Source organism: Olleya sp. HaHaR_3_96 (assembly GCF_019278545.1).
GTDB lineage: Bacteria > Bacteroidota > Bacteroidia > Flavobacteriales > Flavobacteriaceae > Olleya.
Map to the genome: position 1 here is coordinate 2,731,366 of NZ_CP058987.1, position 14,053 is coordinate 2,745,418.

Below are 14,053 nucleotides of genomic sequence, written 5' to 3' on the forward strand. Positions count from 1 at the left end.
ATAAAAGTATAATGTTAGTAGATTTTAATACATTACCAGAAACGTCAAGAGTTTGGATTTATCAAGCTAATCGTTCATTTTCAGATTTAGAATTAGAAGAAATCAAGTCAAAACTGGACGTCTTTGTAGAAGGATGGACAGCACATGGTGGCGAATTAAAAGCGGGGTATGATATTAGATATAAACGCTTTATAATAATAGCTTTAGATCAGGATTTAAACCAAGCAACAGGGTGTAGTATTGATGCTTCTGTATTGTTTATACAGCAGTTAGAAAAAGAATACGAAGTAGACTTATTAGACAAAATGAATGTGTCTTACAAGCAAGGTGAATTTGTGGCTTACAAAACGTTAACAGATTTCAGGAAAATGGCTAAACAAAAAGCAGTGTCTAAAAATACCATTGTGTTTAATAATTTAGTGACTAATATTGAAGAGTTAAATGAAAGCTGGGAAGTTCCTGCAAGCGAAAGCTGGCATAACCGTTTTTTGAGTTAAAGGCGTAACATTTGTTACACAATTTATAGACTATATTGACGTTATTTGCTTATTGTAAATTAAATAATCTTGATATGTTTAAATCTAAATTATTATATTTAGTCATTTTCCTAATATCGACTGTGGCATTCTCTCAAGAATGGCATACTGATATTACTAAGGCTAAAAGCTTAGCGTCTAAAAATAACACCAATATCATACTCGTTTTTCAAGGTTCGGATTGGTGTGCGCCCTGTATAAAATTGGATAAAGAAATTTGGAGTACTACCAATTTTCAGAAATTATCTAAAGACCATTTTGTAATGCTACAAGCAGATTTTCCTAAGAGAAAACAAAATAAATTATCTTCAGAATTACAAGAGCATAACAACCAATTGGCAGAAAGTTATAATCCAAATGGATATTTTCCTTTTGTGGTCGTTTTAAATGCAAAAGGTGAAGTTTTGGGTAATTTAGGCTATGAGAAAACGACGCCTGAGTTATTTTATAAAAAATTGACAGCATTTGAAAAATAGGTTAGTCATATTAGCGCTTTTAGTTTCAGTTTTTGGATATAGTCAAGAGACTTATAATAAAACGTTAAAATTAATGGGAAGTCGTTTTGATTTTTCTGTTGTTGCCTCTTCTCAAAAACAGGGCGATTCATTTATAAATAGTGCTATTACTGAAATTAGTAGAATTGAAAATCTGATATCTTCTTGGGATCCAAATTCTCAGACGTCTTTAATCAATAGAAATGCAGGAATTAAACCTGTTAAGGTAGATAAAGCACTTTTTAATTTAATAGAGCGTGCTTTAAAAATTTCTAAATTAACTAAAGGTGCATTTGATATTAGCTATGCATCCATGGATAAAATTTGGAAATTTGATGGCACGATGACTGACATACCGTCAAAAGAGGCTATTAAAAATTCTGTCAAAAAAGTAGGTTATCAGAATATTATTTTAGATGAACAAAATCAAACAGTCTACCTGAAACTAGAAGGTATGAAAATCGGTTTTGGAGCTATTGGTAAGGGGTATGCGGCAGATAAAGCTAAAGCTTTATTAATGAAAAAAGGAGTGTCAGCGGGTATCATAAATGCTTCGGGAGATTTAAATACATGGGGAAAACAGCCTAATGGAAAAGATTGGATGGTGGCTATAGTTAACCCTCTAAATAAAAATAAAGTATTTTCTTGGTTGCCTGTATATAATAGTGCAGTGGTTACTTCTGGGAATTATGAAAAATATGTCAAATTTAATGATGTCCTTTACACCCATATTATAGATCCTAGAACAGGGTATCCTGCAACAGGAATATTAAGTGTTACTATTTTTACTAAAACAGCAGAATTAGCGGATGCTTTAGCGACTTCAATTTTTGTTATGGGCAAAGACACAGGATTAGATTTTATCAATCAATTAAATGGCGTAGAGTGCATTATTATTGATAATGATAACGTCATTATTACTTCAAACAACATAGAATTAAATACATTAAAAAATGATTAAGAAAGCAATTGTTTTGGGCATAGTTATGAGCTCTTTTAGTTCGTGTGTTATGGTTAAGGAATATGAAAAAGTAAATTTAAACGATCCGGATATGATATTAACTCAAAAAAAGATTGATCGTTTTGAAACGGCGTATCAAGTGTATCGTGAAGGTGCTGCAGGTGCGAATGGTGGAAAATCGGGTGGAGGTTGTGGTTGTAATTAGTAAAGCTATTAAATGAAAAATAATATTATTATCATACTGCTATTTTGCTTTGGAAGTACAATAGCCCAACAAGAGTCAACTGAGGTTTACAAAAAACGAGTTTTAGAAACTTCTGAAGTTGATTTTTTAACAAGTTATTACGCTCAAGAAGGAAATAACGCATCAGTAACAGGGGGGATTGGAACTGAAGAGTTAACAGATTTAACAGCTACCATAGTCGTAAGTGTTCCAATGAATGATGACGATGTGTTAACAGTGGATGCAGGTTTCTCTGCTTACACTTCAGCGTCATCAAGTAATACAGATCCTTTTGACGATGCTGATGGTGCATCACCATGGTCAACATCTTCTGGGGCGTCATCAGGGGATCTTTGGGCCAATTTAAATGCAGACTATTCACATAGTTCGGATGACAGAAATACGATTTGGAATGCCGATTTCTCGGTGGCATCAGAGTATGATTATTTTTCACTTGGATTTGGAGGTGGACTTACTAAACTTTATAATGAAAAAAACACAACTTTAGGAGTTAGTGCTAAAGTGTATTTGGATACTTGGAACCCTGTTTACCCAATAGAATTAAGAGCTTTTGAAGGAAGTGGTGGAAGTTTAAATGGTGGTTTGTTTAGTGGTTTAACGCTATTAGATCAAAACGGAAATACAACGCTAGGTTATAATCCTGCTAATTATAAATCAATTCAGGATGAAGGACGTAACACCTATTCGTTATCATTAAGTTTTTCTCAAATTTTGAGTAAAAATGCACAATTTTCTGTTTTTCTTGATGTTGTAAGTCAACAAGGATGGTTAGGTAATCCTTTACAGCGTGTTTATTTTTCGGATGTTGACAACTATTATGTTGGTAATGCTTCAAATATCCCAAATTATACGTCTTCAAATAATACGGATGTGTTTCAATTAGCAGATGATATAGAACGGTTACCAGATAATCGTTTAAAAATTCCAATAGGTTTTCGTTTTAATTATTATATAAATGAAATCTTCACGGTTCGTACGTATTATAGGTATTATTTTGACGATTGGGGTATTCAATCCAATACAGCAAGTATAGAAGTACCTATTAAAGTTTCATCAAAAGTCACATTATATCCATCATTTAGATATTATACTCAAACGGAAGCCGATTATTTTGCACCTTATGAACAAAATGTATCTACGGATCAATTTTATACGTCTGATTATGACTTGTCAAAATTTAATGCCAATCAATATGGTTTTGGAATAAGTTATACAGATATCTTTAGCAAGACACATATCTGGAAACTAGGATTAAAAAGTATCGATTTTAAATATAATAATTACGAACGCAATACAGGATTGTCTGCCAATTACTTTGGATTAGGTTTTAAATTTGTAATGGATTAAGTTGTTGAAAAAACGATTAAAATTCTATCACAAAGTCCTTCATTAATAGTAAGAATTGTACTAATTTGGCATAGTTTTTAGTAGTATATTAAAATACAACTTAAATAGTCAAATTCAGTATATGCAATATTTAAAATCCCTCGTCTTATTATTAGTGTTTACCAGTGTTTTACATGCTCAAGACACACCAGATCCATTATTGGCTAAAGATGCTATAGCACAGAAAAAATGGGTGAATGATTTGTATGATTCGATGACTTTAGAAGAAAAAATTGGGCAATTGTATATGGTTCAAGTTTTTTCAGATCAATCTGCGAAAGAAAAAAATGTAATTGTCAATTTGATTAGAAATAATAAAATAGGTGGTTTAATTTATTCTAAAGGAGGTCCGGTTAGACAAGCTAAATTGAATAACGAATTACAAGCGGCTGCCAAAACACCATTATTAATTGGTATGGACGCCGAGTGGGGGTTAAGCATGCGTTTAGATTCTACCTACGCATTTCCATGGAATATGACGCTTGGAGCAATTAAGAATAATCAATTAATAGAACAAACGGGACGTCAATTAGGAGAACATTGTAAACGTATTGGAGTTCATTTTAATTTTGCTCCAGTTGTAGATATTAATACTAATCCAAATAATCCAATTATTGGAAACCGTTCTTTTGGAGAAGATAGAGACAATGTTACAGATAAAGCTTTAGCATTTATGAAAGGAATGCAGAGTATTGGTGTCTTAGCTAATGCGAAGCACTTTCCAGGACACGGCGATACCTCTTCAGATTCTCATAAAACACTACCGACGGTCGATTTTGACGAAAAAAGAATAGACTCTATTGAGTTATATCCTTATAAAAAACTGATAAAAGAAGGCTTGTCAAGTGTTATGGTTGCACACCTTAATATTCCTAGTTTAGAGCCTAGAGATGGATACCCGTCAACATTATCAGAAAACATTGTAACCAATATATTAAAACAACGTTTAGGTTTTAAGGGACTTATTTTTACAGATGCTTTAACGATGAAAGGGGCATCTAATTTTAGTGCACCTGGTGATATCGATTTGGCAGCGTTTAAAGCTGGTAATGATGTTATGCTAATGTCAGGAGATGTACCAACAGCTATTGATAAATTTGTTGAAGCCTATAATAACAAAGATATTTCAGAAGCACGATTAGCACATTCAGTAAAAAAAATACTGATGGCTAAGTATAAAGTGGGACTTAATAATTATAAACCCATTGGTATTTATAATTTGGAGCCAGAGTTAAACAGAATCAAAGATGATGCGCTGTATGAGATGTTAATGGAAAATGCCATCACCATTGCAAGAGATACTAATGACCAACTTCCTTTTAGAAATCTTGAAACAAAAAAAATAGCCTATGTTAAATTAGGTGATGACGATGGGTCTTATTTTGTTGACGAACTGAAGAAGTATACTAAGGTTCATGAAATTTCTGATGATAATTTAGATGAATTAATTAAAAAATTGCAATCCTATAATACTGTGATTATTGGCTTTCATAAGTCTAACGACAGTCCATGGAAGAGTTATAAGTTTTCAAATAAAGAGTTAGTGTGGTTACAAGAAATAGCGAGAACAAATACTGTTATTCTTGATGTGTTTGCTAAACCGTATGCACTTCTAGATTTAAAATCAGTAACTAACATTGAAAGTGTTGTTGTTAGTTATCAGAATAGTAAAATAAGTCAAGAAAAATCGGCACAACTTATTTTTGGAGCTATTCCTGCTCGAGGGACGCTACCAGTATCTGCAGGCGAGTTTTTTAAAGTAGGAGATGGTAAACAAGCTAATAGTTTAGAAAGATTAGGCTATACAATTCCGGAACGTGTGGGAATGTCCAGTGAGGCCTTAAAAAAAATTGACTCTATTGCCAACTATGCGGTAAGTGGTAAAATGACCCCAGGAATACAGTTAGTTATAGCAAGAAAAGGGAAAGTCATTTACAATAAAAATTTCGGAAAACATACTTATGAAGGTAACGAGGCAGTAGAATTTGATGATATCTATGATATTGCATCGTTAACAAAAATAGTAGCGACATTACCTCTAATAATGGAGTTAGAAGAACAAGGCATTGTGTCTTTAGAGACTAAATTGGGTGACATTATTCCATTGTATAAAAATTCTAATAAAAAAAACATCACCTTAAAAAAGATGTTGTCGCATTATGCACAGTTAAAACCATGGATTCCTTTTTATTTTAAAACATTAGACCCTGAAACCAAACAACCTTCAGCAAAGTATTATAGAAAGACTAAAACAAAAGGATTCTCTATAAAAGTATCTCCAGAATTATTTTTAAGAGACGACTATAAGGATTCAATAAACACAAGAATTAGGGATACCGATTTATTATCTAGATTGAGATATAGATATAGTGATTTGCCGTATTATATATTAAAACAATATATCGAATCACATTATGATAGACGGTTGGACGAGTTAACTGCAGATCATTTTTACAAGTCTTTAGGTGCCAATCACACGATGTATAACCCTTATAATAAAGTCAGTAATAGTAAAATTGTCCCGACGGAGAATGATGATTATTACCGTTATCAAAAAGTACAGGGTTATGTACATGATATGGGAGCAGCTATGCAGGATGGCGTTGGAGGACATGCAGGTGTTTTTAGTAATGCAAACGATATTGCTAAGATTATGCAATTGTATTTACAAAAAGGGTTTTATGGAGGTAAACGGTATTTTAAAAGCGAAACTTTAGAGAAATTTAATACATGTTACTATTGTGAAAGTAATAATAGGAGAGGTATTGGATTTGATAAACCACAATTAGGAGAATCAGGACCAACGTGTGGTTGTGTTAGTATGACCAGTTTTGGGCATTCTGGTTTTACAGGAACGTATGCTTGGGCAGATCCGGAGCAGGAAATTGTATATGTATTTATGGCAAATAGAACGTATCCATCATCTAAAGGACCTAATACTTTATTACGTAAAGACATTAGAACCAATATTCAGGCAGCCATTTACGATGCTATTATAGATTAAATTGTAAAGTTTTTTGAATTAATCAGACCAAGTACTAAACTATAAAGATTACATGAAAATAGGTATTGTTTGTTATCCAACATTTGGAGGGAGTGGCGTTGTAGCAACCGAATTAGGTTTAGAGTTATCAAAACGTGGTCATGAGATTCACTTTATAACGTATAATCAACCCGTAAGATTAGAATTGTTAGGTAACAATGTTCATTTTCATGAAGTAGCTGTGCCAGAATATCCTTTGTTTCATTATCAACCATACGAACTGGCTTTATCTAGTAAGTTAGTTGATATGGTAAAGCTTCATGGCATTGAAGTTTTACATGTACATTATGCAATACCACATGCTTATGCAGCCTATATGGCTCAAAAAATGCTTAGAGAAGATAATATTTATGTTCCCATTGTAACAACATTGCATGGTACTGATATTACGTTAGTGGGGAGTCATCCCTTTTATAAACCAGCGGTTACTTTTAGTATTAATAAATCGGATGCTGTTACAGCTGTATCGCAAAGCTTGAAAGATGATACGTTACGTTTATTTGATATTAAAAACGAAATTAATGTCGTCACAAATTTTATAGATATTACTAAATTTAGTCATGGTTTTACGGATTGTCAACGTGGTATGATGGCATCTGAGGATGAAAAAATTATTACACATATAAGTAATATGCGGGAAGTCAAACGCATACCTGATGTGATTAATATTTTTAATGAGATTCAAAAAGAAGTGCCTTCCAAACTAATGATGGTAGGTGAAGGTCCAGAACGTGAACCAGCCGAACGTTTATGTGAAAAATTAGGGATTACAGATAAAGTGGTCTTTTTTGGTAATAGTAATGAGATTGACAGAATATTATGTTTCTCAGATTTGTTTTTATTACCAAGTAAAACCGAAAGTTTCGGATTATCGGCTTTAGAAGCTATGGCCTCTGGTGTACCGGTTATATCTAGTAATACAGGTGGAATTCCAGAAGTTAATAAAGAAGGTTTCTCAGGTTTTTTAAGTGATGTTGGTGATGTGGAATCTATGAGTAAAAATGCGATTCATATTTTAAAAAATGAAGCTGTATTAAAACAATTTAAGATTAATGCTAAAGAACAAGCTAAAACTTTTGATATTCATCGTATAGTACCTCAATATGAAGCTATTTATGAAGAAACATTGAATAAATGTAAGATTTTAAAGTAAATAAAAAGCCACCTAAAAAAGGTGGCTTTTTATTTTATAATACTATTGGTTAGAATCTGTAACGGATCCCTAAGGCGATATCAAAATCTAAATCATCGCTATAATTTCCAAAACCTAATTCAGGTCTAAAGTCTAAAGATAATTGCAATGGAATATCAAAATTATATTCTATACCAATGTCTCCGGCAGCAAAGATAAACGTTTCATCGTCAATCATGTTATTGTCAAAACTATATGAACCAACACCACCACCAACACCTGCGTACCAGTTAAAGTCGCCATCTAATAGCCATACCCATTGATATAACCCAGCTAATTTAAAGCCATCGTAAGCGCTACCTGTACGCCATCCTAAATCGACTTCTAGTCTATTATTGTCACCCAAAGCACGTTGATATGATACTTCGGCACCAAAGCCATCACTATCACCCAAACGTAATCCAATAGCATTATCAGAGATGTCTTGGGCGTAAGTTAATGTTGTAAATCCAAAAATTGCAAAAGCAAACAAAAGTTGTTTTTTCATGTTAATTTATTTATTAGTTAATGTATATACGTTAATATCTAAAGCTTAGATGTCAGGTTATAAATACCAAGCGAAAGTAAGCTAATTATTCATAAGTGAAATTTATAATTTACATAAAAAAAAAGTTGATAAACAATTGCTTATCAACTTTTTGAACAAAATCAACTAACTATATTACTCTATTTTTCTACAGAAACATCAATTCTTCTATTTTTTGATCTTCCTTCAGGAGTTGCATTATCGGCTATAGGATCAATAGATCCCATTCCCTTTGTACTTATACGTGATGCGGCAACACCCATTTCTACTAATTTATTTTTAACTGAGAGTGCTCTACTAGCAGATAATGTTTTGTTACCTTCCACAGATCCTGTATTATCTGTGTGACCTCTAAATAAGATATTTACTTTTGGATAGGCTTTCATTATTGAAGCTACGTTTTCAATTTGATTCGTTGAGTTAGCATCTAAATTAGAAGATCCTGTCTTAAAATACAATCTATCAAAAGCATAATACTTGCCAGCTTCAAACTTTCCATCATTTATGTAGCTTAAAAAGTTAGATTCAAAACCTCCTTCAGGAATGCTTAATGTTGTTCCATTAGGTAAATCAGAGCTAAAAAAGTTTCCGATAGTTTCACCAAATGCATTAACGACATTACCTGATGCATCGACGATACCGCCAGCGACATTACTAATGGTATTTCCAGCAGCATCCAATACTTTTCCAGCGGCATCAACTGTGTTACCAATAGCCTTTCCTGTAGCGTCCACAGCGTTCCCTGCAGCGTCAACTGTATTACCAATAGCGTTATTTGTTGCATCTACAACATTACCAGCTACGTCTACCGTTTTGTTTACAACATTACCAGCTGCGTCCACAGCTGAATTTGCTGTATTTGAAATAGCTCCTGTAGTTTCGTTTGCTGCATTCTTTACGTTATCCATTATAGATTTATCACTATCACACCCTTTTATTAAAAAGAAAGCTAATAGTAGTCCTATAATACCTATTGCCCATGGTAAAATCTTTTTAATTAAAGACCCTCCAGCTTTTCCTGCACTTCCTGCTAAATCAGCAGCACCACCAACAACTTTTCCTGCACCATCGAAAGCCGCTTTTCCTGTGTTACCAACATAACCTATAACAGCGTTACCACCGTTAGCAGCTAAATTAGTAGCGCCTCCAACAATATTTCCAGCACCATCTAAAGCTGCTTTTCCTGTATTACCAGCAAAACCTAAAGCACCAGTTGCTAAACCTCCTAATTTATCAGAAATTCCAGAAAAAGAACTTAAACCTAATAAAGAGGTTAATCCAGCAGGAGCAAACTTATCTAAAAAGCTTCCTTGTCCAGATAACATTCCAACAAAACCTCCTAAATCTAAACCAGAAGATTTTTGTTTTCCTAATACACCACCTAGTAAAGAGCCTGCTACACTTAATATTGAAGAAGAAGATCCTTTACCCATTCCGGATACCGAACTTACTAAATCGATGACTCCAGAGGCTTTATCACCTAATATATTTTTAACAAAATCTAATCCTTTATTTAGAGAACCTTCGGATTCTTCACCACCTGCGCTTAATGCGTTTGTTAGATTACCCAATTCACTGCCATCGCCAAGCGAACTAAAAATTGAAGCCGCGCCTTCAGAAGTTGATGCTTTGTCCATCATACCTCCCAAAAGTGCTGGTGCGGCTGCCATAAGCCCTTTTTGTATTGTTTCATTTTTTTCACCTCCAATAAGGTTTGAAACATTGCTTAGAACGTTGTCTGATAATTGGTCTTTAAATAAGTTTAGTAGATTTGTTGTCATTTATTTTATATTAATAGTTAATAATACAAATGTAATTATCTACTTATCTTTCTTATTTTTGTTAAAGAAGTTAATGTATCATATCGATTAAGCGCGAGTTTAACGGTCAAAATACGTGTTTTTTTAACTTTTACAACATTTACAAACGTTATTATGGATTTAAACAGGCTGAAAAACAGTTTATTAGGAGAATTGTATCATGATGATTTAATTAAATCTATATATGCCACAGATGCTTCTGTTTATAGAATGCTTCCTAGTGCTGTAGCGTATCCTAAAAACAATGAGGATATTAAAAGGTTAATTGTTTTTGCTAAAACCAATAATACATCTTTAATACCAAGAACAGCTGGTACATCTCTTGCCGGCCAATGTGTAGGTAATGGTATCGTTGTGGATGTATCAAAGCATTGTAACGCCATATTATCTATAGATCAGATTAATAAAACGGTTACAGTACAACCCGGAGTTGTTAGAGATCAATTAAACAATTATCTAAAACCTTTTGGTTTATTTTTTGGACCCAATACGTCTACCTCTAATCGGTGTATGATTGGTGGAATGGTTGGTAATAATTCTTCTGGTACCACTTCAATTAAGTATGGCGTCACTAGAGATAAAGTAGTGGAGCTACATACTATATTAAGTGATGGTAGCGCTGTTGTTTTTAAAAATTTATCTCAAGATGAATTTAAAGAGAAATTAAACCTTGATTCTTTAGAAGGTCAGATTTATAAACAATTGCATGAGGAGGTGCTCACTGAAGAAGCACAAAAAGAAATCAACGCTCATTTTCCTAAAAAAGAAATACATAGAAGAAACACAGGCTATGCTATTGACGAGATGTATGATAGTAATTCCATTAATTTATGTCGATTATTAACAGGTAGTGAAGGTACATTGGCGTTTACGACACAAATAACTTTAAAATTAGATGATTTACCGCTTAAACATCGCGTAATGGTTGCTCTACATTTTAAGACAATAGAAGCTTGTTTGAATGCTGTTAAACCAGCAATGGAACATGATTTGTATACTTGTGAGATGATGGATAAAACTATTTTAGATTTAACTAAACATAATAAAACACAACAAGACAATAGGTATTTTATTCAAGGGGACCCAGAAGCAATATTAATGTGTGAGGTTAGAGGGGATAGCTTAGAAGAAGCTAATCAAAAAGCGACTAACTTAATTTTAGAAGTTGAAAAAGAAACTTTAAGCTACGCAAATCCAATCTTGATTGAAGACCAAATAGATAAAGCGAATAATTTAAGAAGTGCAGGGTTAGGACTTCTTGGTAATATGATTGGAGATAAAAAAGCAGTGGCATGTATTGAAGATACCGCTGTTGCATTGCCCGATTTGGCTAATTATATTTCAGATTTTACAGCCTTGATGAAAGGTCATAATCAAAAAGCAGTGTATTATGCGCATGCTGGTGCAGGTGAGTTGCATTTGCGTCCTATTTTAGATCTAAAAAAGAGTGAAGATGTTAAGTTATTTAGACAAATAACAACAGATGTAGCCCATTTAGTTAAAAAATACAAGGGGTCGTTTAGTGGAGAGCATGGTGATGGTATTGTTAGAGGTGAATTTGTAAAATTGATGATAGGTGATAAAAATTATCAGTTATTAAAAGGTATAAAATCAACTTTTGATCCCAATAACATATTTAATCCAGGTAAGATAGTAGATGCTTTTCCAATGGATAAAAATCTACGCTATGAAACTGATAGAAAAGTACCCGAAATTAAAACTATTCTGGATTTTTCAAAATCAGAAGGTATTCTTCGTGAAGCAGAAAAATGTAATGGGTCTGGAGATTGTAGAAAATTACCTGAATTTGGAGGGACAATGTGTCCTAGTTATCGAGCGACTAGAGACGAAAAAGATACAACCAGAGCAAGAGCAAATGCATTACGGGAATATTTGACAAATTCGGAAAAATCAAACAAGTTTAATCACACGGAGTTAAAGCAGGTTTTTGACTTATGTTTGAGTTGTAAAGCTTGTGCTAGTGAGTGTCCAAGTAGTGTGGATGTTGCGAGTTTGAAAGCTGAATTTTTATACCAATATCAAAAGGAGAATGGTGTGTCTTATAGAACAAGAGTGTTTGCTTATAATGACAAATTAAATCATTTTGGAAGACATTTTAAAGGGATTACTAATTTTATGTTTTCTAACACAATAACGTCTTCTTTAATTAAAAGATCGCTAGGTGTTGCCAAGGAGAGAAGTTTACCTTTATTATCAAATACTACTTTATTTAAAGCGTATAAAAATGCTGAAAATATGTTAATTGTAACGAATGCAATCAAAACAGTGTATTTGTTTAATGACGAATTTACTAATCAATTAGATGCCGAGATAGGAAGAGATGCCATTCAGTTATTAACGCGATTAAATTATAAAGTAGAACTTATTAATAATGCAGAATCCGGGCGCGCATTCATATCTAAAGGGTTGTTGGAGCAAGCTAAAAAAGTAGCTAACAAAAATGTGTCTATTTTTAAAAATTTAGTTTCAGAAAACACACCTTTAATAGGAATTGAGCCCTCTGCTATTTTATCATTTAAAGATGAATACCCAAGGTTGGTCGACGACAAAATTTCAGCGAAAGCGATAGCAGAACACACCTACTTAATCGAGGAGTTTTTATCCAATGAAATAGCATTAGGTAATATCAAATCAGATCAATTTTCTGTAGAAGAAAAGACCATTAAATTTCATGGGCATTGCCATCAAAAATCACAATCCAATCAAATTTATAGTTTTAATGTGCTAAACCTTCCTAAAAATTATAAAGTAACCATTATTCCAAGTGGTTGTTGTGGTATGGCTGGTAGCTTTGGTTACGAAAAAGAACATTATAAAGTAAGCATGCAAATAGGGGAGCAGACCTTATTTCCTGCGGTTAGAAAGGCGCCCGAAACAACACAAATAAGTGCGAATGGGACTAGTTGTAGACATCAAATTAAGGATGGAACACAACGTATTGCATTGCATCCTATAACTATTTTAAAAAATGCTTTATTATAATTATTCTGTAATACTATAACTTGTTAACATTTGGGTATTGGTTACAGATAGTGTTGTGGGTAACATGCTTAAGTCAAGACCCGCTTGTTGTAAAAGTGATACTGTTGTCGAGTTTAAAGAATACCCCGAGTCTGATTCAGCTGTAATCAGTCCAACATTTTTAGCATAAAAACTATTTATACTTAACACCTCTTGTGTGTCTATTATAGAGATTTCTTGCGTAATCCCAAATACTGAAATTTGGGTAGTAGCATTTAAATCTAAACTTATATTTGCAGAAGTTACACTATCATATATAGTGTTATCAACAGTCAAATGGTCTAAGTTTTCTAATTGTGTACTTGTTAAAGTATAATTTATAGTAATTGGATATCCTTGTAAATCTTGAGTAAATGTTCCTGATTTTAATGATAATTGGGCACCGTTATTGGCTTGTGTATTGTATAATAATGCGTTTTCTAGTTCTATTTGAAAATCAAAACCATCAATAGGTAATCCTATAACGCCATGTGTGGCAAGTGTGGTTTCTGTACGTGTTAATTCGCCACTTGTCAAAATGCCACTCATAGTTCCATTTGCGATACCATCTTGATTTACGGATAATGTAAACCCTGTATTGGTCTCGCTGTCTACTATTAATATATCTTCACTAGCAATAGTCTCATTAGTATCATTATTTGTATTTAGAATAGCATAATTCCAAGAATCGTTGACCGTTAATGGGAAAAAATCACCACTAAATTGTTGTTGTGATTCCTCGCTGATACTATCGTTTGTATCATCGTCAGAACAATTAAATATAGTAATAGAAAGGGCTAAAAATAGTGTGAGTTTTAAAGGTTTCATTC

The 14,053-nt window shown here is 33.1% G+C and carries 11 protein-coding genes; 8 read left to right on the forward strand and 3 right to left on the reverse strand.

What is annotated here, in order from left to right; all coding sequences use genetic code 11:
• Positions 1-11 precede the first annotated feature (11 nt).
• The 7 genes from H0I26_RS11990 (at position 12) to bshA (ending at position 7,817) form a co-directional block, all read left to right on the forward strand.
• Positions 12-497: an ABC transporter ATPase gene (locus H0I26_RS11990; protein WP_101018466.1), complete on the forward strand. Its 486-nt coding sequence runs from the start codon at positions 12-14 to the stop codon at positions 495-497.
• 74 nt (positions 498-571) lie between these two features.
• Positions 572-1,012: a thioredoxin family protein gene (locus tag H0I26_RS11995; protein WP_218699194.1), complete on the forward strand. Its 441-nt coding sequence runs from the start codon at positions 572-574 to the stop codon at positions 1,010-1,012.
• The gene (locus tag H0I26_RS12000; RefSeq protein WP_256935117.1) at positions 1,002-1,991 is read left to right on the forward strand and encodes an FAD:protein FMN transferase; all 990 of its coding nucleotides are present in this window, start codon (positions 1,002-1,004) and stop codon (positions 1,989-1,991) included. The genes H0I26_RS11995 and H0I26_RS12000 overlap by 11 nt, the downstream gene beginning before the upstream one ends.
• On the forward strand, positions 1,984-2,196 hold the full coding sequence (locus tag H0I26_RS12005) for a DUF4266 domain-containing protein (RefSeq protein ID WP_218699196.1): 213 nt from the start codon (positions 1,984-1,986) through the stop codon (positions 2,194-2,196). Before H0I26_RS12000 ends, H0I26_RS12005 begins: the two co-directional genes overlap by 8 nt.
• A gap of 12 nt (positions 2,197-2,208) precedes the next feature.
• On the forward strand, positions 2,209-3,582 hold the full coding sequence (locus H0I26_RS12010) for a DUF3570 domain-containing protein (protein ID WP_218699198.1): 1,374 nt from the start codon (positions 2,209-2,211) through the stop codon (positions 3,580-3,582).
• 121 nt (positions 3,583-3,703) lie between these two features.
• Positions 3,704-6,625 (forward strand): glycoside hydrolase family 3 N-terminal domain-containing protein, encoded by a 2,922-nt coding sequence (locus H0I26_RS12015; RefSeq protein WP_218699200.1) that lies wholly within the window; start codon positions 3,704-3,706, stop codon positions 6,623-6,625.
• A gap of 52 nt (positions 6,626-6,677) precedes the next feature.
• On the forward strand, positions 6,678-7,817 hold the full coding sequence (gene bshA, locus H0I26_RS12020) for an N-acetyl-alpha-D-glucosaminyl L-malate synthase BshA (protein WP_218699202.1): 1,140 nt from the start codon (positions 6,678-6,680) through the stop codon (positions 7,815-7,817).
• A gap of 49 nt (positions 7,818-7,866) precedes the next feature.
• Here bshA and H0I26_RS12025 read toward each other — a convergent pair whose 3' ends face one another.
• Positions 7,867-8,343 (reverse strand): hypothetical protein, encoded by a 477-nt coding sequence (locus H0I26_RS12025; RefSeq protein WP_218699204.1) that lies wholly within the window; start codon positions 8,341-8,343, stop codon positions 7,867-7,869.
• A 179-nt stretch (positions 8,344-8,522) separates the two neighbouring features.
• Positions 8,523-10,163, reverse strand: coding sequence for an OmpA family protein (locus H0I26_RS12030; RefSeq protein WP_218699206.1), 1,641 nt, complete (start codon positions 10,161-10,163; stop codon positions 8,523-8,525).
• A gap of 153 nt (positions 10,164-10,316) precedes the next feature.
• On the opposite strand from H0I26_RS12030, the gene H0I26_RS12035 reads away from it, so the two are divergent.
• Entirely contained in the window at positions 10,317-13,205 is a 2,889-nt protein-coding gene (locus H0I26_RS12035) for an FAD-binding and (Fe-S)-binding domain-containing protein (protein WP_218699207.1), read from the forward strand.
• Here the strand turns inward: H0I26_RS12035 and H0I26_RS12040 are convergent, their stop codons facing one another.
• Positions 13,206-14,051: a hypothetical protein gene (locus tag H0I26_RS12040; RefSeq protein WP_218699209.1), complete on the reverse strand. Its 846-nt coding sequence runs from the start codon at positions 14,049-14,051 to the stop codon at positions 13,206-13,208. It abuts the gene before it with no gap.
• Positions 14,052-14,053: the final 2 nt, after the last annotated feature.